The sequence below is a fragment of the Streptomyces albiflavescens genome (assembly GCF_014645835.1).
In the GTDB taxonomy this organism is placed as follows: Bacteria; Actinomycetota; Actinomycetes; order Streptomycetales; family Streptomycetaceae; genus Streptomyces; species Streptomyces albiflavescens.
Genome location: NZ_BMMM01000005.1, coordinates 303733 through 328080, shown reverse-complemented (window position 1 = coordinate 328080; position 24348 = coordinate 303733). Strand labels below are relative to the sequence as shown.

Here is a 24348-nt window from a genome sequence, read left to right as displayed (position 1 = left end):
TACCGGCCCTTGTCCAGTCCAACTCCAGTGGCAATTCGTCCAGCGGCCGTGTCACACGGGACATCCGGTGTCGAAATGTGCCTCGAACCAAGGGCTGTCCCGCAATGATCGCGGAGCCCGGGACAGAACACCGGTGTGCCGCTCATCGAGGTGTCCGGGCTCACCGCGACCTCCAGCAGCGAGTGCGGCACGGCCATGGGCAGCATCACGCTCACCTGAAGGTCGCAGGAGTTCCGGTTACTGTGTCGGGTGATCCGAATACAGAGATCCCGCTCGCCGGAGGTGGCCGTCTCGTGGTGAACGAACAACTGCCCTCGACCGGCGCCGATACCGGCCTCAAGGCCAACGGCGTCCACCTCGTCCTTCCCGCCGACAGCGGTGAGGTCATCCTGGCCTCCACGGACACTGCGATCCACAACTGCGGTGACTGACGATCACGCCGCCTGGGGCGGGCTGGAGGAATACGCGGACGTATTCCTGCAGCCCGCCCTGCGGGCTGTTCAGGATCTGTGCGAACGACGGGGCGGCAAACTCGAATCGCTCACCTGCGATGCCGTGCCCGGCGCCACCGGCGACGTGGTCGTCGCCGCCACCGCGGTGGTGCTGTTCCGTGGTCGCCGCTGCGTTTTCCGCCGCGGGATCTGGCCGCCCAGCCATCCCGCCGCCACCCGAGCCGCCATCTTCGCGTCGGTCCTGGAGGAACGACTGCTGACGCAGGTGCACCTCTTGCTCGGCGACGACACCTCGCCGGTCGCCCTCTGAGGGGGGCGCAGGCATGAACACGGTTGGGCACTCAGGGGGCGTCACCGTCGAGGACCCGGACGGCTGCCGGCTCGTGCTGTCTGGCGTTCCCGGTCCGGCCAGGCGTGACCAGTCGCCTGCTCCGAGCCGGCCGACGGAGATGATGCGGCGCGCCCGGTGCGCGCGGTCACCGCCATCACGGCGAGGCCGAGCGCCACCACTGTGGCGCCCACGTAGAGCGGCGCGGTGTAGCCCAGGCCGGCACTGATCGCGAGGCCGCCGAGCCAGGCGCCCAGGGCGTTGCCGACGTTGGAGGCCGAGACGTTGGCGCTGGCGGCGAGCGGTGCGCCGCCGGCGGCGTCCGTGACACGGGTGATCATGCCGGGGACGCCGGCGAATCCGAAGACGCCCATCAGGAAGACCAGGATCACCGACGTGACGCGCCCGTCGGCCAGCAGTCCGAACGCCGTGAGCGTGGCGGCGAGTCCCGCCAGCGATGCGATCAGCGTGCGGTCGCGGTTGCGGTCGGCCGCCCGGCCGCCGGCGATGTTGCCGATCACCAGGCCGCTGCCGTAGACGACGAGCAGCCAGGCGACGTCGGAGCTGGAGAAGCCGGTGACCTCGGTGAAGGTGTAGGCGATGTAGCTGAACGCTCCGAACATGCCGCCGTAGCTGAGGGCGGTGGCGGTGAGGGTCAGCCAGACCTGCCGGGAGCGGAAGGCGCGTAGCTGGGGGCGCAGGCCGGCCGCCCGGTGGGCCCCGTCCACGGCGCCCGCCCAGGCCGGGACGCACATGGCGATGGCGGCCAGGGCCAGCACCCCGATCCCGGTGATCGCCCAGAACGTGGCGCGCCAGCCCCAGCGTTCGCCGATCAGGGCGCCGAACGGCACGCCCAGCACGTTGGCGACTGTCAGCCCGGCGAACATCACGGCGACCGCTCGCGAGGCCCGCTCCGGCGGGACCATGCGGCGGGCGACGAGCGAGCCGATGCCGAAGAAGGAGCCGTGGCACAGGGCGGCGACGACGCGGCCGAGCAGCGCCACGGCGTAGGTGGGTGCGACGGCGGACAGCAGGTTGCCGAGGACGAACAATGCCACCAACCCGACGAGGACGGCCTTGCGGTGGATGCGGGTGGTGGCGGCGGTCAGCAGGATCGCGCCGATGGCGACGCTGAGGGCGTATCCCGAGATGAGCCAGCCGGCCGCGGCCTCGGATACGCCCAGGTCGCGGCTCACCTGGGGTAACAGGCCGGCGATCACGAACTCGGTCAGGCCGATCCCGAAGCTGCCGAGCCCGAGGGCGACCAACCCGGCGGGTATCCGCGGCGCGTTCCCGTCCGATCGGATGTTCACGCAAACATCATGGGGTTCAGTCGCCGGACTCGACAAGGCCCTCCTCGTCGACCCCTGAGGAGACCAGATCGTGGTCACCGACCTCGACGGGCTCGGCCGCTCCCCGGAGAACCTCGTCGACTCGCCAAGGCCCTTCAGAGGGGCGGCGTCGACCTGGTCGTTCTCGACCAGGGCATCGACGCCTCCACCGCAGCCGGCGGATGCTCCTCCAAATCCTTGGCCCCGTCGTCGAGTTCGAACAGGTTTTGAATCTCGAACGCACCGTGGACGGCCTGGCCGCCTCCCGCGCCCGCACCGGCGGGCGATCGGGTGACCCGGCAGCACGGGGAACCACCACCCCCCACACGTGGAGAAGTCCGGAAATCACGGCACCCGCCACGCTTCTTCAGGTGAGGCAGCCAACGCCTCACAAGTGATGTTCCTGTTGACCCACTTCCGCACGATGAAGTTGGACTGGGCGAAAGTCGCCCGGGAAACCGTCGGACACCTGTGGGCCAATCTGGCCGCCACTGCGAGGACAGCTGGCTGCGTGACCTGGTCGCTCAACTGCGCCAAGCGATGCGGACAAGGCACAGCCAGCGGTGGGCCACGGTCGCGCTGTAAGGACGGCTGCAGGGACGGCTGCAGGGCTGAGCTCTCGGTACGCGGCGGGGCAGGCCGAGGCCGACACGGCGGTGTCCGGACCCGCCGGTCGGGGGCCGATCTCGTGCCGGCACACCGTGCTCTCCTGGTCTTCCCCGTGTTTCCCCGTTGGATCGGGCACGTGAGCGGCACGCAACATGCCCTGGGCGCGAGTACGTCCTACAACTTTTCGTTTCGTTCCAAGATCAGGCTGATCGATCCGTCTTCAAGATTGATGCCGCCCTCAAGATGCTCGTGGTACCCGTCCCGGAGTTCGGGATCAGCCAGACCGATGAGTCGCTCTGCAAGGTCCCTCAGTCCGGCCGCGTTGGCGGCAACGGTGATTTCGGTGGCTGAGCCGTACACCTTGATCCGGGGTTCATTCATGTCGTCACGCTACAGCGGCTCTCGGGCGGACTTCGTAGGCTCCCCAGCAACCCACCACGCACCCAGTTCCCGTCCCGTCCGCCTTCGGTCCACACACCGTGGAGCGAGCGTGGTTCAGCGTGTCAAGGTGGAGCGCGCCACTGTACGAACGACCTTGACGCCCTGGGCCGCGACTGCTCGGCTCCGACTGGGGCGCAGGCGGTCGGGATGGGAGCCCACGACACTCCCCACGCTCCGGCCGGCACTCGCGAACGGCGCCCCGTCCATCCCGGAGTGTGAGCGCCCCCCGCCGGAGGCGTGTCTGTGACCCGCGGATGATTTTCTCGCTTCCGACCGCTGCACGTAGCGCGCCGCCTGGCGTGGCCGGCCGCGGCGAATACAGGAGGCAGCCCGCGCTGCGGAGCCCCGGCAGGCGGCCGTTGGGGAACCACGGGCTCAATCGGCCCAGCGTGTCCGGGACTTCCGCATGGCCTTTTCGTCAGCGCCGCCCATCTCGGGCGGGGAGAGCGGGGCGATCCGGAAGGCGTCGGTGCGACGTCGCCCCTGACCGAACGGTGATCTAGGGCAAGCTCGGGGCGCGCTGGGCAAGAGGCCGGTCTCTGCACGCGGTCGCTCTGTGAAGTCCAGTGCCATGGCGCCTCGATCGCGAGATGAGACGCCGGCGGGGTGCCCGGTCGGCGTCTCGTGCGCCTTACTCGCCCGGGTCGTCCGCCCAGCGAATGAAGTAGTAGGGCCCGTAGAGCACGCACAGGACCAAGACGGCGATCCCTGCCGTCAGCACGATGATCGTGATCTTCCCTCTTCGTGACACGTCCACCCCTTCCCACTGAGTGCCTATTGTGTAGCAGCGGCTTCAATCTCTGAAGCAGCAAGTCGCCCTGCTGCCCTCCGGGTTCAGCTAGCAGGCGATGGGGCGATATCCGTCCATTCCGTGTAGGGCACCTGACCTGCGGACGGACGCCACAACGGAAGGGCCACCCGACAGCCGGCCAGGTCCAGGGAAGGGGCGGACAACCTCGCGCCCGTTCTGCTGAAACCGCTGGACAAGGACCCCGCCCAAGGACTGCACGCTGACGAGGCAGCACACCTGCACGGCCAACCACCGTGGCGATGCCCTCTCGAAGTGCGGCAGCAGCGGGAAATCCGCGCCGCGTGATCCGAGCTCGTCGTCGGGTGACGAGATCAAGGATCGCTTGTCGGCCCCCCAGGTGTCCGCCGAGGGCACGTCCGCGCCGAGTTCTTACGCAGTGCTGACGCCTCGGCGAAACGGATCTCACGATGCCGGTGCATGCGCGAGTGTGGGCCCTCCCATCATCGAGCGGCATGACGGCACCATGGGTCAGCCACTTCCCCAAGGACTGCCCTCCGGCCGCCTGGTCAGGCAGGGAGGGCATCGTCGCGGTGTAAGGAAAGCGGCCGCCGCGGCGACGGTGCCCCGGTCACGGGACCGGGGCACCGGACGGTCGCCCAAGGGCTGTCCGGTGAAGGGCAAACTCATTGCCTTGGTCCGGCAAGCGCGGTGGGTCGTGCGCTGCCGGTAGCGGGCATGGGCGGCCAGGGGCCGGCGTGCTGGAATACGCGTGCGGGAGCCTGTGGGACGGATGAGGAGGCACGGTGGGGTCGGGGGAGCGCAAGGCGATAGGGGGCGTGGCATGGCTGCTGATCGCTGCCTTGGCTCTGGTCCTGGGGGTGGCGATGGTCTCCGAGATGCGCGGAGCGTTGGAGCGGGAGCGGGAGTTCCGCGCAGCGGCGGAGTGTGCCTCTGTCCCGGTGAAGGCGTCCGGGTGCCTGTGGAATCAGAAATTCACCGTTCGGAAGGCCGACACGCACCGCGGAGAGCGGAGCGCGTCGCCGGAGGCGGAGTTGCTGCTGCCCTCCGGCAAGCGGTGGGAAGTGACGTTTCGGCAGACTGATCCGGTGGTGTCGGAGTTGAAGCCGGGAGACAAGGTCGTCGGCCTGATCTGGCACGGGCGGGTGATCGAGGTACGGGACGCCGAAGGACGGCGCCAGCAGACGTCTTTCGGTCCCCTGGAGTGGCCCGAGGACCGGCTCGGCGGCGCGCTCGCCTGCATCTCGTTCGGCTTGACCGGCCTGGTCGGCGCGCTGTGGACTCTCTTCGCGCGGGGCAACGGGCGTCACGCGAAAGCAGCGACTGTGGTGCGATGGCACGGCGTCGGCATGGGCGTCGCAGCCATCCTGACACTCTGGGCGCAGGCGGCCAACGGCTGGCCGATGTGGGCGATCCCCGCGATCTGGGGGCCGATCGCGCTGCTCCTCCTGGCCTCCATGGTGGCGTTCGCCATCGCCGCCGTCCGCGGCGACTTGGATGACGACGCCCCGACCACCCCGCGCGTACCCCCGCCACCGCCGCCGGTGGGCGGACCCGGCCGGGCAGCAATGGGGGCCGGATGAGGTCACAACTGGAGCGGCGCGCTCGTTCTGCTGTTCGTCAGCCTCGGCCTGCTGGTGTTCTTCGCCGACCACCTCGTGCACTCCATCCAAGTCGACGCGATCACGAGCGTGGTGGAGCAGAACACCGTCCGGGTGATCCGCGACGGGGTATTCGCCGGCGGCGCGGATGTCCTTGGAGTACCGGAGTGGGCCGTGCCGATCGTCTCCCAGCGGTCCGGGTACGTGCAGACGGTGCGTCCTCACCTGCTGCTGCAGACCGCGGCCGAGCAAGCGGTGTGTCTGCGGCTACGGCACCGGGTCGGCGAACACGTCGTCGCTGGAATGCTGGTGGGGTGGATCTGGCGCGACTCACGGAGCGATCCCGCTCCTGCCCCCGAGACGTTCTCGCGGGTGCTGGACACCGGGGTCCGTTCGGATTCGAGCGCACCCTGGAACAGGACGCCGGGTTCGGAATCCGGCAACTGGTGGACGTCGCGTGCCAGGCGTTGTCTCCGGCGGTCAACGATCCGTACACCGCGGTTCTGGCGATCGATCACCTGTCTGTGATCTTTTGCGCGCTTGCGCGGCGCCCGCTGGGACTTCATGTCGTCCGAGACGACAGCGGGGCCGCTGTGATCATTACCGGGCGACGGTTTCCGGAATACCTCGCCGTGATGTGCGGGCTCATCCGACGCTACGGGGCTCATGAACCAACCGTCGCCCACGCCCTGCTTCGGTTGTTGCACAACTGCGCGGTCGTCGTCGCCCGCGAGGACGAGCGGTGCGCGGCGATCGAAGAACAAGCCGGCATCGTCATCACCGACGCCGAGCGAGAGGTGACCCAGCCGATCGACCTTGCCCTGGTGTACGCAGAGGCGGAAGCCGTGCACCAGCAGGTGGCCAAGAATCGGTGGGCCACTCGCACCTCCGGCAAGCGGCCGGAGGAGCCACCGAACCCCTGAGGGGGAACCGTCAGCAGACCTTGCCAGGTGCGGCCGCTGTAGCCCTGTTCAGGAGGTGCTGTACTCGCTGTAGGTCTTCGCCTGCGCGTACATGTCCGCTGCGCGTTCTTCCTCACCGAAGTCCCTGAGTGCCCCGGCAAACTTGAAGGCGATGTTGTCGGCCTGCGGATCGTTGATGCAACTCCGCACCCAGGACAGCGGGAACTGCGTGGACCCGCCCGCATGGATGGCGAAGACCGTGCGCAGGTTCATGCCCTCTCCGTCGATGACGCGCCGAACATCGTGGCAGGTGTCGGCGAGCAGCTCGGCCAGGTAGACGGAGTAGGCCAGGCACTTGACTACCCGCAGTGACGGTTCCTCGCCTGTGTCCTCGGCCATCGATTCGAGCACACCCTGGACGAACCAGACGCTTTCGTCGGTGCCGTCCAGATCGGCGCCCTGCTCCCGCGCCCAGTCCAGGAACTGGTGCGCCTCAGCCAGCAGTTGGTCACTCATTCACGCAGGCTATAGCCCTGGCGGTACACGGCGCTCGCTGTCCCGACGCATGCGAGCGGGCCATCGCGCCAGGACACCGTTCGTGCTGCTGTGTCTGGTCCCGCACCGCGTGCCGTGGCGACGCTCCTGCTGCAGAGTGACCGGACTTTCGTTGCTCACCACATCTCCCTGGCTCAGCGCGCCCGGAGCCTCGAGGGCTCTCGGTAACCCTTTTCACGCCTCGGTCCAAGAACAAGTGAAAGGCCTTTGGAGAACCCCGGTGAATCTCCGGCAAGGAGCGCCGGGAGCCACCGACGAGAAGGAGACGCCTGCGGATGGCGCGGAACGGATACGGGGTGGGCCCGCCGCGGCGGTACGAGATCTGCAGCCCTTCGAAGAGTTCTGTCGGCGCCACGTGGACGCGGTGATGCGGCACGGAGTCGGAGTCCGCGCTGGACATACGGCAGGTCGCGGCCCGGGTCCGACTGTACCGGGCACGCAAGGCGCTGCGGGAGCAGGCGGACTCCGGGGCCGGGAGACGAATCCCGCGGCCGTACAGGCAAGTTCGGACGGCATCGGAGACACCGGACGCATCGCTGCTGCACGTCGCAAGGGGAGAAGCATGAGCCCAAGGATGACGTTCGAGGACCGACTGCGGGGTGAGCTGAAGAGCGAGATCCGGCTGCGCGAGGCCGGGGCGTGAACAGGGCAACCGTGTGCCCGCCATCCCTATTGAGACCGTCTGGGACGTAACCCTGCGCCGGGGCAACGTGTTGGCCTTCGAGAACACCAGGGGCGGCTCCGCGCCGCGCGCGGTCGAGTTCTATGAGACCAGGTACGACGCCGAGCCCTACGTTCCGCGAAAGGTCGCCCTGCCGGACGATCAGCCGACGGGGACCCCGGAGACCAGCCCGACGAACGCTTCACGACAGAGGACCAGGTAACCCGGACGGTGCGTCGCGATTGGGCTGGCTGGACGCGCTGCGTGGCATCGCGGCACTCGTCGTCGTGTTCGACCACTCGTCGTACACCTTCATGGCAGAGTTCCGGCGGGAGCTGATGCCGGAATTCAGTACCAGCCGGTACGGCATCATGGTCTTCTTCCTGGTGAGCGGCTACATCATCCCTGCGTCGCTGGAACGCCGGGGCTGTGTACGGACGTTCTGGTTCGGACGGATCTTCCGCATCTACCCGCTGTGGCTGGCCGTCGTCACCGTGGCCCTTGGCCTCAATCTGTGGGGCGTCGCGAAGATCGGTGACCTCGGGGGGGGGCAGAGCGCCGCCACGGTGGCGGCTGCCCACGTCACCATGCTTCAAGAGCTGCTGGGGACACCCAATCTCCTGCTCATCCTGTGGACGCTCTCCTACGAGATGGCGTTCTACCTGCTGGTCGTCGCTCTTTTCACGGTCCGCCTTCACCAGCGGTCGGCGGCGGCCGTAACGCTGGCTGCGCTCGCCGCCGTGAGCGCGACGGCAGGGGCCGTACTGCCCGCCTCCGCGCTTTCGGACATGGCCGCCACCGGGCCGCTGGTCGCCATCGCATCGATCGCCATGGTGATTGCCATCTGCTGTGCGAGCCACAGGTCACCCGTACTGCGGGTGTTCGGGGGCGTGTTGGGCGGGGTGCTGGCGCTCGTCCTGGTCCCTCTCAATGGCACGGTCCCCCTGTGGGAGGGCCTGGTGATCCTGGCCGTGATGTTCCTCGGCACCGCCGTCCAACGGGCCGAGAGCGGTCAGAGCACCTGGCGGTACGCGGCGGGCACAGCTGTCGTGGTGGTCGCCTGCGCTGTGGGGAGTGCGTACCAGTACGGCGATGACTCCCATTTCACGCGGCGCGGCTGGATCGTGGCCTTCCTGCTGGCCGTGCTCACCTTCGGCGCCGGATGGGCGTCGCGCCACCGGCGCATCCCGCGCCTGCTGACCGGACTGGGAACGATCAGCTACTCGGTCTACCTGGTGCATCCTGTGCTGCTGGCGGTGATCGACGGCACGACCGGCCGGTGGCGGCACGACCATCTCGTACTCGAAGCAGCGTTCTTCGCCATGCTGCTGCCCCTATGCGTGCTCACCTACCGCTACATCGAGAGGCCGACCCATGCATGGGGCCGTAAGCTCGCGCGCCGCATGCAGCCTCCGTGACAAGGGCCCGTGCCACACCGCTTTTGAGGTGCGACTGCTGACGCGGATGCAGGCTGGCCGGCGGGAGCCGTTCGCTGAAGTGTCACACTCCCGGGAGGACTTCTACGGGTGCAGGACGGCGCGGCGTGCCGAACTGTTCGAGCTCATCGACGCGTTGCTGTGCGTGGATGGACCGGTGAGGACCCCGATGGATCTGACGCTGCCGGCCGAGCACCGTCTGAGCCACGGCGCGGTGCGACGCTCTCAACCATGGCCCTGTCTTCCACCCTGGTGGTCAGGTCGCGGTGGGGATGTATCGCGCTGCGGTGAGTCTGGAAGAAGGAGCAGGGCAACAGCGTCGAAGACGGCCCGCACCATCGCGATGGCCTTCGCCGGGCCGAGGGCAGCGCTTGTCGCGGCGCCCTGCGCCAGCTTGTCGCGCAGCAGTCGGCTGCGGTCGAGTTCGGCGGCGAGTTCGGCCGCGATGAGCCCTGCATCGGCGGCCCGCTCGATCAGTTCCTGGAGTGGTCTGTTGACGGCCAGACGCTCGGTGAGGACATGCTCCAGGGCGATCAGGGAGTGCGTGACGGCGACGGTGGCGAACTCGTACCGGTAGTAGGAGTGCCGGATGAGCTCGCGGGAGGTTTCCAACGCGCTCATGACATGCATGGACGCGTCGCCGGGCAGCACCAGGTCGGCAACCAGGGCGTGCATGCCCGCGTAGTCGGGAACGACGTCGAGGGCGCGCGGGTCCGTCCGCAATGGGCGACATCGCGCTGCCGGCCGTGGTGATCGACCAGCCCATGAAGAACCATCGGAAGGTGGGGGAGCGGAGCGGCTGCCCGGCGGCGGGACGGGTGCTGGGCATGAGCGTCGCGCCGGTTTGCGATGATTCGCGATTCCGGGGTTCAGGGGCATCTGCTTCAGGCACGACGGGCGATGGTTCCAGCGTGTGCAGGCTTCATCAACCGATTTCGAGGGTGGGCCTGGAGTCGGGCGGGACGTGCCGAAGGCGTCATGGAGCCAGTCGGCGGAGACGCTGTCGGGTGCGCGCTCTGCGAGGGCGGGTCCGCTCGGCAACTCGCCTGTCACTCGCTGCGCGGCCTCGGGCTCCAAAGCTCTGCGCGACCGGGAGGGGCGTGCTTACCCTTCCGGCATGGATTTTCGCGAAGAAGTACCCAGCGACAGGGAATCTGTGCGGGACATCCACATGCGGGCGTTCGGTGGCCACGGCCTTGTCGTGGCCGATCTGGTCGACACCCTGCGGGACACCATCACGCCCACAGACGGTCTCTCGCTGGTCGCCGAACACGACGGACAGATCGTCGGGCACGTCATGTTCACCCGCAGTCTGCTCGATGCCCCTCGGCGACTGGTTGAGGTGCAGGTGCTCAGCCCGTTGGCCGTCATGCCCGAGCACCACAAACGGGGAGTCGGCTCGACCCTGGTCCGAAACGGGCTGAAGACCCTCGCCGAGCGTGCCGTCCCTCTCGTTTTCGTGGAGGGCGATCCAGGCTATTACTCCCGTTTCGGCTTTGCGCCCGGTGGCGCCCAGGGCTTCCGAAAGCCATCCCTGCGCATTCCCGATGGTGCCTTCCAGGCAATCGGACTCCCGGAGTACAAGCCGTGGATGACAGGAACGCTTGTATATGCGGAACCATTCTGGCGGCACGACGCAGTCGGCCTCCGCGACCCCGGCGCGTAGCGATGCGGGGTACCGCTGACGTGACGTCCCGTCCGGATGCCGGCCCCGGCGACGTGGTGGCGCCTGGCTGTGCCGGTGGCAGAACGAGTGCGTTGAGCGCGTGATACGCGGGCCAGTCCCGTTGCCTTGCCTCCGTGCGCAGGGACTGCCACTCGGATTCGGTCAGGCGCACGGGATCGTGGTCGGTCACCTCGAAGCGGCCGGCCAGACGCACGAACGGCGCGGCCTGGCGGATGTACTCAATACAGCTTGGAGCGTCGCGACGAGGCTGCCTCGCATCGCGACATCGGGATACAGAACGGCTGGATCAGGGGTGCGTCACCACAACTCCCGATTGTGCCGTAGCCGTCAAAGGGAGGCGTTCCGCCCACCCTTGTTCCGATTCCATTCCTTAACGGTCAATACCGCCCGGCACTGCCGAGCCGGCGTGAGGCCCTGCCCGAGGCGGCATGACGAAGGTCACGGCGGCATGTGGGGGGATCTTGGAATGTGTGGCTTGCTGCCACTGCTGCATTACTTGTGGGGTGCGCCTTGCTCTCCTGACGGGCTTGCCCTGTTCTGGGGTGCGCCGGGCAATGGTGCTCAGCATGACCGGCCACGGGAGCTGGAGAGGACCTCGGGCTCTGCCTGCCTCCTTGTTCCTGGTCCGCTGTCTTTGAAAGGTTCTCCTGCACCATGCCACTGGCTCTGCTGGCGCTGGCCGTCGTCGCGTTCGGCATCGGCACGACCGAGTTCGCCACGATGGGGCTGCTGCCCCAGATCGCCGATGGGATCGGCGTGTCCGTACCGCACGCCGGCAACCTCGTCTCGGCCTACGCGCTGGGTGTCGTCGTCGGTGCGCCGGTGCTGACGGGCATCGGAGCGCGCGTACCCCACAAGCGGCTGCTGCTGCTGTTGTCCGGGCTGTTCGTGGTCGGCAACATCGCGTCCGCGCTTGCTCCCAACTTCGGCCTGCTCTTCGCCGCGCGCTTCCTGGCGGGTCTGCCGCACGGGGCGCTGTTCGGCGTCGGAGCTGTCGTGGCCTCCCGGCTGGTCGCCCCCGAACGGGCTGCACGTGCCGTCTCGAGGATGTTCCTCGGACTCACCGTCGCCAACATCGTCGGCGTCCCCGCCGGCACGGCCCTCGGCCAGCAGCTGGGCTGGCGGTTCGCCTACTGTGCGGTCGCCGTCATCGGCCTCATCGCCCTCGCCTCTCTGGCCTTCTTCGTCCCTGACCAGCCGCGCGGCCGGGAGTCCGGCATCCGGCACGAGCTGCGGGCGATGGGCAACAGGCAGGTCGCGATCGGCCTGGCCACAGCCGTTGTGGGCTTCGGCGGGTTCTTCGCCGTCTACAGCTACCTGGTGCCCATGCTGACGAATCTGACGGGCATCTCCGACGCCTCGACCACCTTGGTTCTCGCGCTGTATGGCGTGGGCATGACGCTCGGCACGCTGATCGCAGGCCCGCTCACGGACCGGGCCCTGCGCCCGACGCTGTATGCGGGGCTTGCTCTGCTTGCCGCGGCACTGGTGACGTTCTACTTCACCGTGCACAGCACCGTCCCCGCTCTGGTGACGGTCACCTTCATCGGTGCGATGGGTTCCTTCATCACCACGCCCGTCCAGATGCTTCTGATGGCCAAGGCCAAGAACGCCCCGACGATGGCGGCTGCCTCCAACCACTCCGCCTTCAATCTGGCCAACGCGGGCGGGGCCTGGCTTGGCGGCCTGGCCATCTCGGCAGGCTGGGGCTGGGCTTCGCCCAACCTGGTCGGCGCCGCTCTTGCGGTAGCGGGCCTCGGCCTCGCCTTCACAGGCGGCTTCATGGACCAGGGCAGCCGACGCTCCGAGGTGTCGGCGAGTGGCAGGGGCACGATGCCGGCGCGGGCCTCGGTCTCAGCCGTAGGTGAGGAGCACGGCGGCTGAGCCGCTGCACATCGGCAGGCCCTATGCGTCCCGTCCCGTGTGATACCGGTTGTGTACGGCGGGATCGTGCCATCCGGCAGGGAAAGCCATGCATACGCCATCGGCCGGCTGGAGTGGCGGTGCCCAGGGGTGCGCGTGCTACGGCGGCGTCTCCTCTGCCGGCCGGCGATCAGTTGTTCAGCGGCCCTGTCAGTGCGGGGTGCGTTCACGGCCGTCTGAACCGGCCCCCTCTCACCCTGTGGACCGACTGCCTTGCCCAGCGAGCTGCGACAGCAGAAGGGTCGGCGCCGCCCGCGATCCTGCCCGGCCCCTTCCCCTGCCCGTCGGCTCAGGAACCCAGCAGCTAGCCTCACCTGGGGAGTTGCGCCCCGCGATGCGGCAGACTACGACGAGGAGAGCGTCCATGACCCCAGCAGAGCATCGATGCGGCGGCCCGAGCAGTGATCCGTTGCTTTGACGAGGTCGCCAAGAACTACGGAGAGAGCGGATATCTCGGCAAGTGGGGCGAGCACTTACCCCGCACCGAGCTCGAAGCCCTCAGGTCTGTCCGGCGCGAGCACCGGAATCAGCCATCGACCATGGCGCCCGCCTCGGCATCGACGTCGAAGTCGTCCAACGCGACTCAGCTGCCAAAGGATTCAAGGTGATTCCCCGACGCTGGGTCGTCGAGTGAGCCCTCGGCCGGCTCATGCACCACCGACGCCTCGCCCGCGACTACGAAAGCCGCCCCCACCGCTCGGAAGCCATAATCCATGTCGCCATGAGCGACCTCATAAGCCGACGACTCACCCGCGAAGCCACCCCCAACTGGCGCGACACTTGAACCCCGAGTGAGTCAGCGGAACAAATGGGACCGCTGGCTCGGACGGGGAGAGTCGAAGCTCAGCCCGTTCTCGTCGAGGGCGTTGAAGACGGTCACTCGGCCTGTCTCGAAGGCAAAGCTGACGTCGACGTTTCCCTGAGCGGCATCCCTGCACGTCCACTCGAGGAGTTCGGCACCCTTGAGGACCAGCCCCCGCAGAGCCTCCAGTTCGGAGAGAGGCTCAGAACGCCACTCCAGATCGAAGTCGGGCCACCGGACGGGACGGGTGGGGTCGATCGTGTTCCATGTGAGGGAGAGATCGCCGAGCTTGTGATGGTTGATCTCGACCTGCTCGCCCTCGAAGTCGAACAGTACCGGGCAGTCGCAGAACCACTCATCATCGTGGAGGTCCCAGACCATCCAGACTCTCGTGAGCGTCCTGCCGGCAAGATCACGCAGGCGGTGCCCATGCTCGCGCACCATGTCACTACAGCCGGACAGCCATGCGGGCTGGTAACCCGCGATGCCGAAATCGAACATCGCCTCATCTTGTCAGAGCTGCCTCGCCTCAGCTCGACGGAGTACCAGTCGACTGTGCCGCTGAGCACCGGCTGCTGCTCGTCACGGCCTACTGGCGGACACACTTGACGATGCGTCAGATTGCCCCGCTGTTCGGAGTATCGAAGTCCGCGTGCCCCAAGGTGATGTAAAACGCCCACCTTTGGGCACGTCTTCGGCTCGGACGTTTGCGTTCGAGCCGCGTCCGGCGTGCGCAGTCGAAACAAGGCTGGGGTGGAGATCCGCGCCTATACGGTCGGGTCCGCGTCCCGGGGGCGAGCGTGCCACCCCGCCTCTCGCGCCAACTCGGGTCAGTTAACTGTAAAGAACCTTGACAGATGATTGGTCTAGTCCAAAGATGGTCGTCGTTCGCCTCCGGTCAGGGGGAGTTCGCCGGCGCTCACCGATCCGGCGTATGTCTCTCGCTTCGGTCCTTTCCGCTGTCCTCGCCTGCTCTTTTCACCATGGGAGCGTCAATGAGACGACCTGGTCCTCTTCACGCGTTGCTGTCCTGCATGACCGTCACCACCCTGTCGGCCGGGCTGGTTGCCCTTGGGGGAGGTGGCGCGCTCGCCGCGCCATCAACACCCTCGTACTCTGCGAAGCCCATGCCTGCCCACGTTGCGGCGCCGTACTTCGAGGCATGGACCGGCGAAAGCCCGGCCACGCTCGCCGCCGAGTCGGGCAACAAGTACCTCACGATGGCCTTCCTCCAGACGGCCCAGGCGGGCTCGTGTACCGCCTACTGGAACGGTGAGTCCACGCAGCCGATCTCCAAGGCGACCTTCGGCCGTGACATCGCCACGATCCAGGCCCGCGGCGGCAACGTCATCCCGTCCTTCGGCGGCTACAGCGCCGACACCACCGGAACCGAACTTGCCGACAGCTGCACCAGCGTCGACTCCATCGCCAAGGTGTACGAAAGCCTCGTCACCACCTACGGCGTCACCCGGATCGACCTCGACATCGAGGCCGACTCCATCAATAACGCCGCCGGGATCGACCGCCGCAACAAGGCCATCGCCAAGGTCCAGCGCTGGGCCGAACGCACCGGCCACCAGGTGCAGTTCTCCTACACCCTCCCGACGACCACCACTGGTCTCGCGCCCAGCGGCGTCGCGCTGCTGCAGAACGCCGTCGACAACGGCGCGCGCGTGGACGTCGTCAACATCATGACGTTCGACTACTGGGACGGCGCCACCCACGACATGGCGGCCGACACCGAGGCGGCCGCCTCCGGTCTGCACGATCAACTGGCGGCCCTGTACCCGAAGAAGAACCCGGCGAAGCTCTGGCACATGATCGGCGTCACCGAGATGCCTGGCATCGACGACTACGGCCCCGAAGAGACCTTCACCACCCAGGACGCCGTCAAGGTGGAGAACTGGGCCGTCGCCAAGGGCATCAACACGCTCTCCTTCTGGGCACTCCAGCGCGACAACGGCGGCTGCGTCGGCACTGCCGGCGCCAACGCCTGCTCCGGGATCGCCCAGGACACCTGGCAATTCAGCCACACCTTCGAGCCTTTCGCCCGTGGCGTCGCCATCGGCTAGGGCGTGCATCGAATGTGCTGGTCACAGCCACTCGCTGATGGCCGCTACGAAGACGGTCGCCTCGTAGCGGACGGCAAGTTTGATGCCCCTGTGGATGTCAATACGCCGACGCCGCAGTGCACTTGGGTGGGCTGATCGCCTGATAGATCTCTCGTGCGACGTAGCGTCTGAGGCAGCGGATGGCTTTCACGGCGGGCCTTCTCCTGGGCAACACGACGCTCTACGTGGTCGCGGGTGCGGGTGTCCCGGCGCAAGCGGGCCAGGACGATGGTGTGGAGCGCGGAGTTGGCCCGGCGGTCGCCGCCTCGGTTGAGCCTGCGTCGCTGGGTCTTGTCCGAGGATGCCTCTACCGGGCTGACGCCGCACAGTGCGGCGAGGGGTGCCTCGTCGTCCATCCGGTCTGGGTTGTCGCCGGCCGCTGTCAGCCTCGGACGACGTCCTCCAGGCAGTCCTCGCGCATCAGCCGTTCGACGGTGCAGCGGGCCGTAACGACTCCTTCGCGGCGAAGCCGGCGGTGGATCCTGCGGGCGCCATTGGTCTCGCCGGAGGCGGCGTGCACGGCGCGGATTTTCGTCAGCAACTGCTCGTCGCGCAGGGGCCGGGCGGACTTCGGCCGCCTGCGGTGGGCGTGGTCTGCCGAGACCGAAAGGCCCAGCTCCCGGCAGACCGGCTCGCCCCCGAAGTCGTCGCGAAGGTGGCTAATCACCGCGTCGGCGTCGTGCGGGGCTGGTCGACCTCCTTCGTGAAAAGCACCGAGGCGGCCTTCAGGATCTCATCCGCCCGCCTCAGCTCTGCGTTCTCCTTGCGGAGTTGGGCGAGCTCACTCTTCTCGGCCGTGGTGAGCAGGTGAGGCCGGTCGCCCTGGTCGGCCTCGGCCTGGCGGATCCAGTGCCGCAGAGCTTCCTTGTGGATGCCCAGATCCTGGGCTACATGTGCGACTGGACGGCCCGAGTTCGGGACCTGGCGGACAGCTCGCTCACGCAGCTCGTCGGGGTACTCCGTGGTGCAGGCATCGGACCTGTGTTCTCCCATCTGCCGAGGCGATCACGCCTGGTTTCAGGGCCGCTACAAAAACCAGTTCAGCTCAGTGCGGCAGGGTTCAGCCGGCCGTGGCCCGCCCTGTTCGGTCAGCAACTTTGCCGTGCGGTTCCTGTTCGCTGCGTTCGCCGTCGAGTTGAGCATGCTGGACGAGTCCGTTATCTGTGTGGCCATCACCGAGACCCACGCAACCGACTGGCCGCCGGCCTGTCCGGTCAGGCGGCTGCAGCGGTGCGCAGGTCTGCTGCCGTCAGCAGTGACAGCAGGCGGATGTTCTCGGCTGCGAGGGCATCGGCGCCGCCCTGTTCACGGTCGATCACGCACAGGGCTTCGTGCACCTGGGCTCCCAGGCTACGCAAGTCCGTGGTTGACAGGACGATTTGTCCGCCGCTGGTGACGACGTCCTCGACGACCAGTACCCGGCGGCCCGTGACTTCGGCGCCCTCGGCGAGACGGCAAGTGCCGTACGGTTTGGCCTGCTTGCGCACGAACGCGCAGGGCAGACCCGTGTGTCGGCTGAGTGCGGTCACTACCGGGATGCCGCCCATCTCCAGGCCGGCCAGTACTTCGGTGCCAGTTGGCACCAGCGGGAGCATCCGCTGGGCAATGTCGTCCAGCAGAACGGGGTCGGCCTCGAACCGGTACTTGTCGAAGTATTCGGTGGCAGTGCGTCCAGATCGAAGGGTGAAGTGCCCGGTCAGATGAGAGGCGGCATGAATACGGCGAGCAAGATCGGAATGGGTCACAGGCGCCCAGTCTTCCAGTCGTCCTGTCCGGCCAGGACACCGGCTCCCCACGCGGCACTGGGTCAAGGAGGCCCACCCACCATCCCGGCGTCGTGTCGGAGCGGCGCCGTGAGCGCGAATCCGGCGCTGTGGCTGCGAAGCCGGTGCGGTGAACAAGAAGCGACCCCTGCGGCCTTGGGCCGCAGGGGTCGCTTCACATCCGTGTGTCATCAGCCCCGGTGACGCTGTCGTGTTCTTGCGTCGTGTCGCGTAATGCGGCATGCCGCGCAGCACCGGTGGGGTGTTAGGTGCAGGTGGTGTTGTTTGGGGGGGTGGTGTTGTTGAGGAGGTAGTGGTCGACGAGGTTCGTGAGGCAGGTGTTGTTGCTGGTGTAGCCGCCGTGGCCTTGGCCGGTGAGGGTGATGTGGATGCCGACACCAGTGCCGAGGGCGTGGGCCATGTGGCGGGCGCCTTGGTAGGGGGTGGCGGGGTCGCCGGTGTTGCCGATGACGAGGATGGGGGCGGAGCCGGGGGCGTTGACGTTGGGGGTGTCGGTGGTGGTGGCGGTGGGCCAGCCGGTGCAGGTGGTGAGGCTCCAGGCCATGGCGTCGCCGAAGAGGGGGGAGGCGTCGCGGAATTGGGGGAGGTGGGTGGTGATGTCGGTGTCGGTGTAGCGCTGTTTCTGGTCGGCGCAGTTGATGGCGGTGTTCGCGCTGTTGATGTTGGAGTAGCGGCCTTGGGGGTCACGGCCGTTGTAGGCGTCGGCGAGGGCGAGGAGGGTGTCGCCGCGGCCGTGGTGCTGGGCTTCGTTGAGTGCGGTAGTCAGGGTGGGCCAGGCGCTCTGGGAGTAGAGCGCTGACATGATGCCGGTGAAGGCCAGGTCGGCGGTGAGCTTGCGGCCGTCGCGGGTGGGCAGGGGGTGTTGGTTGAGGGCGGTGAGCAGGGCGACGAGTTTCTGGTTGCCGCCGTCACTGCCTGTGGTGCCGGTGGGGCAGGCGGCGCCGTGGGCGGCGGCGCAGTCCTTCATGTAGTTGTCCAGTGCGAGCTGGAAGCCGGCTGTCTGGGCGAGGGCTTCTTGGAGGGGGGTTTTGGTGGGGTCCATGACGGCGTCCAGGACGAGGTGGCCGACGTGGTGGGGGTAGAGGTGGGCGTAGACGGCGCCGAGTTTGGTGCCGTAGGACATGCCGAAGTAGTGCAGTTTGCGGTCGCCGAGGACGTGGCGCATGAGGTCCATGTCGCGTGCGGCGCTGACGGTGTCGACGTGGCTGAGGATGTTGCCGGAGTTGTTCCGGCAGCTGTTGAGGTAGTGCCGGGCGAAGGTGGCGGGGTCCTGGGGCAGGGCGGTGTCGCCGGGGCTGTTGCCGGTGTAGTAGGCGTCGGTTTCCTTGTCGGTGAGGCAGGTGACGGGGGCGCTTGCGCCGACGCCGCGGGGGTCGAAGCCGACCAGGTCGTAGCGGGTGTTGAGGGTCTGGAACTCGTCGCCGAAGGTGGGGAGTATGGAGACGCCGGAGGCGCCGGGGCCGCCGAAGTTGAACAGCAGTGAGCCGATGCGCCGGTGGGGGTCGGTGGCCTTGGTGCGGATCAGTGCGAGGCTGATGGTCTTTTTGTCGGGGTGGGTGTAGTCCAGGGGGGCTTTTATGGTGGCGCACTGCCAGGCGCGGCCCGGGGCGGGCTGGGTGCCCTGTGCGGGGGTGGGTGGGGCGCAGGTGTGCCAGTTGAGGCTTTGTGCGGTCAGTGAGCTGGGCAGCTGGCCGGAGGTGTCCGCAGGTTGGGGGGAGGCGTGGGCGGTCCATCCGGCGAGGGCGGTGGCGATGACTGCGACGGTGGCGGTCAGCGCGCCGGTGCGCCGGGCAGTGGAGAGGCCGGTGCGGCGGGTCTTGGTGAGGGGGGACATGAGAGGGGGTTTCCGTTCGTTCGTACCGGGTGCGGGGAGGGCTGTGGGGGGCGGGCTCCCCGGCCGGTAGGGGCGGGTTTGGGGCGGGCCGGCGGCAGGGGCCGCAGCCCTGACTGGGGGTTGGTTCCTGTCGTGCGGCTGCGGGCCTGCTGGTCCGCATTTCGAGTAGGGCCCGGGCGGTGCCACCGCGTCACGCTGCGACAACTCGGGGCTTGACGCTGCAGCCGGTGTGGTGCGGGGGCCCGTGAAAGGGCCGCAGGGCCGCCTGGCGGCCGTCCGGGAGCCCGGCTGCTGCACGGCTTGCGCGGCTGGATCACGTGCCGGCGGGCGCAGGCGCCTGCACCGCGGGGGAGGGGAACGGTTCCGGCGTGAGGCGTCAGCGCCGGCCGGGAGCGCGTGAAACGGCGGCGGCCCTGGCGCGTGGGGTGCCACGGGCGCGGCGAAGGTGGATCGGAGGGTTTGCCGGGGCCACGGCCGGGGCTGGCGGGTCCCGGCGGCTCGCGGCCTCGGCGGGAGCGCCGGTGGGGGTGCCGGTGGGGGCGGTCATGCGCGGGCCGGGAGTGCTCTGCCACGCCCGGCCCGCGCCGGCGGCGTGGGTTGGACCGGCGGTGAGGGCGGGTCGGGTGAGAGTGTGGCGGCGGCATGGCAGGACAGGGGCGGGCTGTGGCGGTGACCGGGGCTGCGGCAGAGGGCCGGAAACTCTCGGCCGGGTGGGGGCCGGCCGGGCTCTGTACGGGGCGCGCGGACGTGTCTGGGGAGCCCACTGCGCTCACGGGCCGTGCCGGCGGCGCAGGTGTGTGTGGGTCGGCCGCAGATCGCCGGGAGGGCAGGTGTGACTGGCGGGATCTGGCGGGGATCTGGCGCGTGGCCGCCGGTGCGGGGGCATGGTGGGCGGGGGCATCGCCGGGCCGGCGTCGAGGGCGCTGACATTGCCGGCCGACCTGCCTTGGGACAGGCGCGGAACCCGCCCCGGGACAGGCCCGGAACCTGATGCGCCAGGGGTCGAGGGGCTTGCCCCTGCGGTGTCGGGCGTGGCGGGTTCGTGCGGGCCTGTGCGCCGGACAGTGCCGGTGCGAAGGGCGCGCCGGTTGGTGCGGGAGGGCGCGGCGGCCTGTCATGCCGGGGGCCTTGCCGGGTGCATGACGGGCGGGGTTTTTAACGCGTCTGTGGTGGTGTGTCAAGCCCCGACATTCAGCGTCATGACGGGGTGCGCCTGCCGGGGCTTAATTGAGGCATGGGTTCACGCAGATCAGGTGGCCCGCCCGCACCGCCGAAAACAATCCCGGCGGAGCGTTTTACGGGACAAGAGTCCCGGCCGAAAAGACCCACGAAATTGTGGCAAGGGGTCGTTCGGTAATCACCCCCCTTTTTTCTTCTCAGCTTTTCCCACCGGAGGAATTCTCATGGCCCGCACGTCCTGCACCCGTCGTATCGCGCTGCTCACCGCCTCGACCGCGCTGGCAGCAGGAGGCACGCTGCTGTCCTCCACCGGCGCCTTCGCCGCAACCCCGGCGCACGTCCCCGCCGCCGGTGTCAGCACGATGGCCCACGCCCAGGGCCACCATGACAAGCACGACAACCACAACAAGCACAACAAGCACGGGAAGAACGGGAAGAACGGCAGGGGCGGCAAGGGCGGCCGCGGGGGTGTGGTCGTCATCATCAACAACACCAACACCAACACCAACACCAACACCAACACCAACACCAACACCAACACCAACACGAACACGAATGCCGGCCAGGGTAACGGCAACGGCAACGGCAACGGCAACGGCAATGGCAATGGCAATGGCAATGGCAATGGTGGCGGCAACACCAACACCAACACCAACACCAACACCAACACGAACACGAATGCCGGCCAGGGCGGCGGCAACGGCAACGGCAACGGCAACGGGAACGGCAACGGGAACGGCAATGGCAACGGTGGTGGCAACACCAACACCAACACCAACACCAACACCAACACCAACACGAACTAGCGTCTGACCGTCGTGGACGGTCTTGCGTGAGGTCCGGTCCGGCCGGGTGGCAGAGTCGAGGGACATGCCACCTGGCCGGACCGGCATGTGGGGTCCGGGGGGTGAGTGTGTGTGGCTGTTGTTGTGCGGGTCTGCAAGGGCCGGCGGCGCCGTGAAGTAGGTGAGTCTGTCCGGGTGTTGGGCATACCTGGCTTCCAGATGGGCCAGTGGCGCCGTCCCGGACATGTGATCAACGCCTCCCATCGTCAGGTCCGGGCCCGCATCACTGCATCGCGTGGAGCCTTCCGTGCCCGCGACAAGCGGCGAATGACGGTCTAGTTCGTCCTCACCCCGCCACGGTCGTGCCCATAAGACCATCCTGCGGAACCGACGAATTGGGTTCAGTGAGGTGCCGGAACGCCCGTCGCGGGTTCAGTGGGCCGGGCGGCCCGCGTGAGTCCAGTGTCCTTTCGCGCCGAAGGCTGAGGAGGCTCACTGAAGTTTGGTCGTCAAGAAGAGCCCCACCTGAGGATTGTCACTGCAGCTCCACCCGCAACCGACACCCCCAGCGCACGCGTCGCGTAACACATGGAACGCGAATGGCTCTTCTCCCTCATCCCCCTGACGATCGGCACGATCTTCCTCAGTTTCGGCGTGTACGGCCTCCGCCGCGCGAGCGCGCTCCGCCGTATTGGTGTCACTGCCGAGGCTCGGATCGTCCGCCACGATGCGAGGCGGGACGACGAAGGCGCCACGTTTTACCACCCGGTCGCGGCCTGGACGGCCCGGGACGGGCGCACGTGCGAGTACTCATCCAGGTTCGGCCGCGGAGTGGTCGGAAACAACTTCGGCGTGGGGGCGTACGTGATAGTCCAATACGATCCGGAAGCCCCACACCGGTTTGCGATCGAGGGCTGGGACATGAGGACGGTTGACCTGCTGTTCACCGTGCTGGGGTCGATGTTCACAGTGGGCACGGTGACGGTGTTGCTCGTCCGGCTGCTCACCCTCTGACCGTGGCCAACCTTCAGCTGCCCGACCGTCGCGACACGTTCGTGCAAACCCGATCAGGGCCACCTCCGGTGCGCAAACACCAGCCCGCCCGATCACCGTCCTGGCAAGATAGCGGCATGGAACGTGTGCTTGGAATCGGTGGATACTTCATGCGGGCCGCCGACCCGGCGGCCCTGAGCGCGTGGTATCGCGATTGCCTAGGCCTGGACGCCGATGAGAACGGCCTGTGGCGTCAGGAAACCGGGCTGACGGTGTTCGCGACGTTCGAGTCCGAGACCGACTACTTCGGGTCCCGCGCCCAGCAAAGCATGCTCAACTTCCGGGTCCGCGACCTGGATGCGATGCTCGCGCAATTGCGCGCCAAGGGAGCGGACGTGGCTGAAGAGACGCAGGACATGGAGGGTGTCGGCCGATTCGGCTGGGTCACCGATCCTGAGGGCAATCGGGTCGAGCTGTGGCAGCCCGCCTGACCTCGTCTTCACGCAGGCGGTGACACGCTGGTGGCCCACTAGTCGGTCGAGGCGTGATCCTTGGTCAGGCCCGCGCCTCCATGTCCCCAGTTCTGGCCGAGCTCGCGTAGGCGGAAGCCTTGCTGGACCGGCGGGTCGTCGCGATCACGGAGCTGTCGTCGCGATCACGGAACTGACAGAGGCCCTGGCCATGGGGGCTGTGCCTGAAACGCCGGTGCGGAGATCCTCCGCGCCGCCCGCAGCGGGGTCGCCTGGCAGGCCTTCGGTGTGATGATCGGCGCCTACGAGCCGGCTCTCCACTACGCCACGGAAGTCCGGCAGTTCGGCCGTCCGATCGCACGGTTCCAGATGGTGCAGGACCTGCTGGTCAAGCAGGACGCCGGCGTCTTCCGTGACGAGCACTCCTCGCCGGCGACGGCGTACGTCACCTCGCGGATGCGCGAGGTCGTGCGCGGTGCGGGGAGATCTTCGGGGGACAACGGCACGTACTCGACCACGGCATCGCCCGGTTCTCTTTGCCGACGCCGAGGTCATCTACTCACTCGAAGGCACCCGCGAGGTGAACACCCTCATCGTCGGCAAGGCGGTCACCGGTGAGAGCGCCTTCGTCCGACCCGGTCCCGCAACGACCCCGCCGGCCCCGAGTAGGGAACCGCGCAGTGTTGCGCCGCCGCACACTTGCCTGCTCTTGCCGAGGTCGTCAGCACGCTCGCTCGTCCATCCGGCTTCCCCGACCACATCGAGGGCATCGTCACCACGTTTCCCGCTCGGTGAGCTCAAGAAGTCCTCGGTCGTCGCGCGCTACGTACGACTGGTGAAAGCCGGGGAACCGTCTGGTGGGCTGACCGGCGTAGTGCTTGTTACTCACTTTCGGGTGAGCGCCTGGTGCCGGTCGGGGTGGCGAGAGTCGACGGACGGTCGCCGCAGGTCGGTGTTTCCAGGGGGCAGAACGGTCTATATGGTGCCAAAACGGTTCATTCAACTCGTAAATGGTCATTGCATGTGAGAGTTACAGGAATCTCTTGATTCTGTAATGCCCTTCGCGCGTCTGTCACAGGGTTGGCGTGTGGGTTGCAGGGTGTGGGTGTGCGGCCGACCGGCCGTCACCTGCACAACACACCCCGCTGGTCGGCGGTCTCCGATGCCGTTCCGTGCCGGCGGGTGTGCGCACCCTTGCGAAGGGGGACCCGCGTGTCCGTTTTTGCTTCCGTCCGCCGTCTGACCGTCGCCACAGCCTTGGCCGCTGCTGTCGTGGGCGCGGCGGCGCTCCCGGCCATGGCCGCCGACCACCACCCGAGCCGCCCGCAGCACAGCGCGGTGCTCATCAGAGGTGTGGAGCACGACTCCCCGCAACGGGACGACCACTCCTGGGGTCGCGACCACCGTCGTGACGGTGACCACCGCTACGACCACCGCTACGACCACCGCCGAGACGGTGACCACCGCTACGACCACCGCTACGACCACCGCTATGACCACCGCCGTGACGGCGACCACCGCTACGACCACCACCGAGACGGCGACGGTTGGCGCGACCGGGGCGGCTGGCACAGGAGCGTTGGCTGGCGCGGTGGCGACCACGACCGTGACGACCGCGGCGGACGCTGGCACTGACCTGCTGACCCCCGGCTCATGACGCCGGTGCCCACACCCCGATGACCGGTGGCGCGCCAC

21 protein-coding genes and 6 pseudogenes are annotated in these 24348 nt (G+C 68.0%); 17 read left to right on the top strand and 10 right to left on the bottom strand.

Annotation, left to right across the window (positions count from 1 at the left end):
- Positions 1 to 104 precede the first annotated feature (104 nt).
- The gene (locus IEY95_RS50395) at positions 105 to 431 is read left to right on the top strand and encodes a choice-of-anchor P family protein (protein ID WP_308429312.1); all 327 of its coding nucleotides are present in this window, start codon (positions 105 to 107) and stop codon (positions 429 to 431) included.
- Positions 424 to 762: a hypothetical protein gene (locus IEY95_RS16585; protein ID WP_189186794.1), complete on the top strand. Its 339-nt coding sequence runs from the start codon at positions 424 to 426 to the stop codon at positions 760 to 762. Before IEY95_RS50395 ends, IEY95_RS16585 begins: the two co-directional genes overlap by 8 nt.
- A 41-nt stretch (positions 763 to 803) precedes the next feature.
- Here IEY95_RS16585 and IEY95_RS16580 read toward each other — a convergent pair whose 3' ends face one another.
- Positions 804 to 2060 (bottom strand): MFS transporter, encoded by a 1257-nt coding sequence (locus IEY95_RS16580; protein WP_189186946.1) that lies wholly within the window; start codon positions 2058 to 2060, stop codon positions 804 to 806.
- Positions 2061 to 2894: 834 nt separating this feature from the next.
- Complete coding sequence (locus tag IEY95_RS16575) at positions 2895 to 3101, bottom strand: Imm32 family immunity protein (RefSeq protein ID WP_189186793.1); 207 nt, start codon at positions 3099 to 3101, stop codon at positions 2895 to 2897.
- Positions 3102 to 4715: 1614 nt separating this feature from the next.
- Between IEY95_RS16575 and IEY95_RS16570 the strand changes: the two genes are divergently transcribed.
- From IEY95_RS16570 to IEY95_RS16565, 3 genes and pseudogenes are all read left to right on the top strand, one after another.
- Positions 4716 to 5513, top strand: a complete 798-nt coding sequence (locus tag IEY95_RS16570) for a hypothetical protein (RefSeq protein WP_229703016.1) — start codon at positions 4716 to 4718, stop codon at positions 5511 to 5513.
- 54 nt (positions 5514 to 5567) lie between these two features.
- A pseudogene (locus IEY95_RS50670) lies at positions 5568 to 5840 on the top strand (DUF2254 family protein); the annotation flags it as partial.
- 5 nt (positions 5841 to 5845) lie between these two features.
- Positions 5846 to 6454, top strand: a complete 609-nt coding sequence (locus IEY95_RS16565) for a DUF2254 family protein (RefSeq protein ID WP_189186792.1) — start codon at positions 5846 to 5848, stop codon at positions 6452 to 6454.
- A 48-nt stretch (positions 6455 to 6502) separates the two neighbouring features.
- Here IEY95_RS16565 and IEY95_RS16560 read toward each other — a convergent pair whose 3' ends face one another.
- On the bottom strand, positions 6503 to 6949 hold the full coding sequence (locus IEY95_RS16560; protein ID WP_189186791.1) for a hypothetical protein: 447 nt from the start codon (positions 6947 to 6949) through the stop codon (positions 6503 to 6505).
- 942 nt (positions 6950 to 7891) lie between these two features.
- Between IEY95_RS16560 and IEY95_RS16555 the strand changes: the two genes are divergently transcribed.
- Together IEY95_RS16555 and IEY95_RS49030 are read left to right on the top strand one after the other, a co-directional pair.
- On the top strand, positions 7892 to 9067 hold the full coding sequence (locus IEY95_RS16555; protein ID WP_229703014.1) for an acyltransferase family protein: 1176 nt from the start codon (positions 7892 to 7894) through the stop codon (positions 9065 to 9067).
- Positions 9068 to 9113: 46 nt separating this feature from the next.
- Positions 9114 to 9302 (top strand): annotated as a pseudogene (locus IEY95_RS49030) (NF041680 family putative transposase); the annotation flags it as partial.
- 8 nt (positions 9303 to 9310) lie between these two features.
- Here the strand turns inward: IEY95_RS49030 and IEY95_RS16550 are convergent.
- A complete protein-coding gene (locus IEY95_RS16550) occupies positions 9311 to 9808 on the bottom strand; it encodes a hypothetical protein (RefSeq protein ID WP_229703091.1) in 498 nt (165 codons plus the stop codon).
- Positions 9809 to 10202: 394 nt separating this feature from the next.
- Between IEY95_RS16550 and IEY95_RS16545 the strand changes: the two genes are divergently transcribed.
- The 3 genes and pseudogenes from IEY95_RS16545 to IEY95_RS49025 form a co-directional block, all read left to right on the top strand.
- Positions 10203 to 10751 carry a GNAT family N-acetyltransferase gene (locus IEY95_RS16545; RefSeq protein ID WP_189186789.1) on the top strand — a complete coding sequence of 183 codons (549 nt, stop codon included), beginning with the start codon at positions 10203 to 10205 and terminating at the stop codon, positions 10749 to 10751.
- A gap of 675 nt (positions 10752 to 11426) precedes the next feature.
- On the top strand, positions 11427 to 12656 hold the full coding sequence (locus tag IEY95_RS16540; RefSeq protein WP_189186788.1) for an MFS transporter: 1230 nt from the start codon (positions 11427 to 11429) through the stop codon (positions 12654 to 12656).
- 571 nt (positions 12657 to 13227) lie between these two features.
- Positions 13228 to 13479 (top strand): annotated as a pseudogene (locus IEY95_RS49025) (IS5 family transposase); the annotation flags it as partial.
- Positions 13480 to 13491: 12 nt separating this feature from the next.
- Here the strand turns inward: IEY95_RS49025 and IEY95_RS16535 are convergent.
- Positions 13492 to 13998, bottom strand: a complete 507-nt coding sequence (locus IEY95_RS16535) for a hypothetical protein (RefSeq protein WP_189186787.1) — start codon at positions 13996 to 13998, stop codon at positions 13492 to 13494.
- A 38-nt stretch (positions 13999 to 14036) separates the two neighbouring features.
- On the opposite strand from IEY95_RS16535, the pseudogene IEY95_RS16530 reads away from it, so the two are divergent.
- Both IEY95_RS16530 and IEY95_RS16525 read left to right on the top strand, forming a co-directional pair.
- A pseudogene (locus IEY95_RS16530) lies at positions 14037 to 14165 on the top strand (transposase family protein); the annotation flags it as partial.
- A gap of 459 nt (positions 14166 to 14624) precedes the next feature.
- Positions 14625 to 15569, top strand: a complete 945-nt coding sequence (locus IEY95_RS16525) for a chitinase (RefSeq protein WP_229703012.1) — start codon at positions 14625 to 14627, stop codon at positions 15567 to 15569.
- 97 nt (positions 15570 to 15666) lie between these two features.
- On the opposite strand, the pseudogene IEY95_RS16520 reads toward IEY95_RS16525, so the two are convergent.
- From IEY95_RS16520 to IEY95_RS16500, 5 genes and pseudogenes are all read right to left on the bottom strand, one after another.
- Positions 15667 to 15994, bottom strand: a pseudogene (locus tag IEY95_RS16520) (transposase); the annotation flags it as partial.
- Entirely contained in the window at positions 15991 to 16128 is a 138-nt protein-coding gene (locus IEY95_RS50665) for an IS3 family transposase (protein ID WP_373294484.1), read from the bottom strand. The gene IEY95_RS50665 and the pseudogene IEY95_RS16520, both read right to left, overlap by 4 nt.
- A 143-nt stretch (positions 16129 to 16271) precedes the next feature.
- Positions 16272 to 16601, bottom strand: coding sequence for a transposase (locus IEY95_RS16510; protein ID WP_189186784.1), 330 nt, complete (start codon positions 16599 to 16601; stop codon positions 16272 to 16274).
- A gap of 221 nt (positions 16602 to 16822) precedes the next feature.
- Positions 16823 to 17353, bottom strand: coding sequence for an orotate phosphoribosyltransferase (gene pyrE, locus IEY95_RS16505; protein ID WP_189186783.1), 531 nt, complete (start codon positions 17351 to 17353; stop codon positions 16823 to 16825).
- Positions 17354 to 17636: 283 nt separating this feature from the next.
- On the bottom strand, positions 17637 to 19226 hold the full coding sequence (locus tag IEY95_RS16500) for an alpha/beta hydrolase (RefSeq protein WP_189186782.1): 1590 nt from the start codon (positions 19224 to 19226) through the stop codon (positions 17637 to 17639).
- A gap of 1403 nt (positions 19227 to 20629) precedes the next feature.
- Here IEY95_RS16500 and IEY95_RS16495 point away from each other — a divergent pair.
- The 5 genes and pseudogenes from IEY95_RS16495 to IEY95_RS16475 all read left to right on the top strand — a co-directional run bounded on the left by IEY95_RS16495 (position 20630) and on the right by IEY95_RS16475 (position 24288).
- Positions 20630 to 21211, top strand: a complete 582-nt coding sequence (locus tag IEY95_RS16495) for a hypothetical protein (RefSeq protein WP_189186781.1) — start codon at positions 20630 to 20632, stop codon at positions 21209 to 21211.
- Positions 21212 to 21778: 567 nt separating this feature from the next.
- Positions 21779 to 22204, top strand: coding sequence for a DUF3592 domain-containing protein (locus IEY95_RS16490; protein ID WP_189186780.1), 426 nt, complete (start codon positions 21779 to 21781; stop codon positions 22202 to 22204).
- 116 nt (positions 22205 to 22320) lie between these two features.
- Positions 22321 to 22674: a VOC family protein gene (locus tag IEY95_RS16485; protein ID WP_189186779.1), complete on the top strand. Its 354-nt coding sequence runs from the start codon at positions 22321 to 22323 to the stop codon at positions 22672 to 22674.
- 216 nt (positions 22675 to 22890) lie between these two features.
- Positions 22891 to 23284, top strand: a pseudogene (locus IEY95_RS16480) (acyl-CoA dehydrogenase family protein); the annotation flags it as partial.
- 581 nt (positions 23285 to 23865) lie between these two features.
- Entirely contained in the window at positions 23866 to 24288 is a 423-nt protein-coding gene (locus tag IEY95_RS16475) for a hypothetical protein (RefSeq protein ID WP_189186778.1), read from the top strand.
- Positions 24289 to 24348 lie beyond the last annotated feature (60 nt).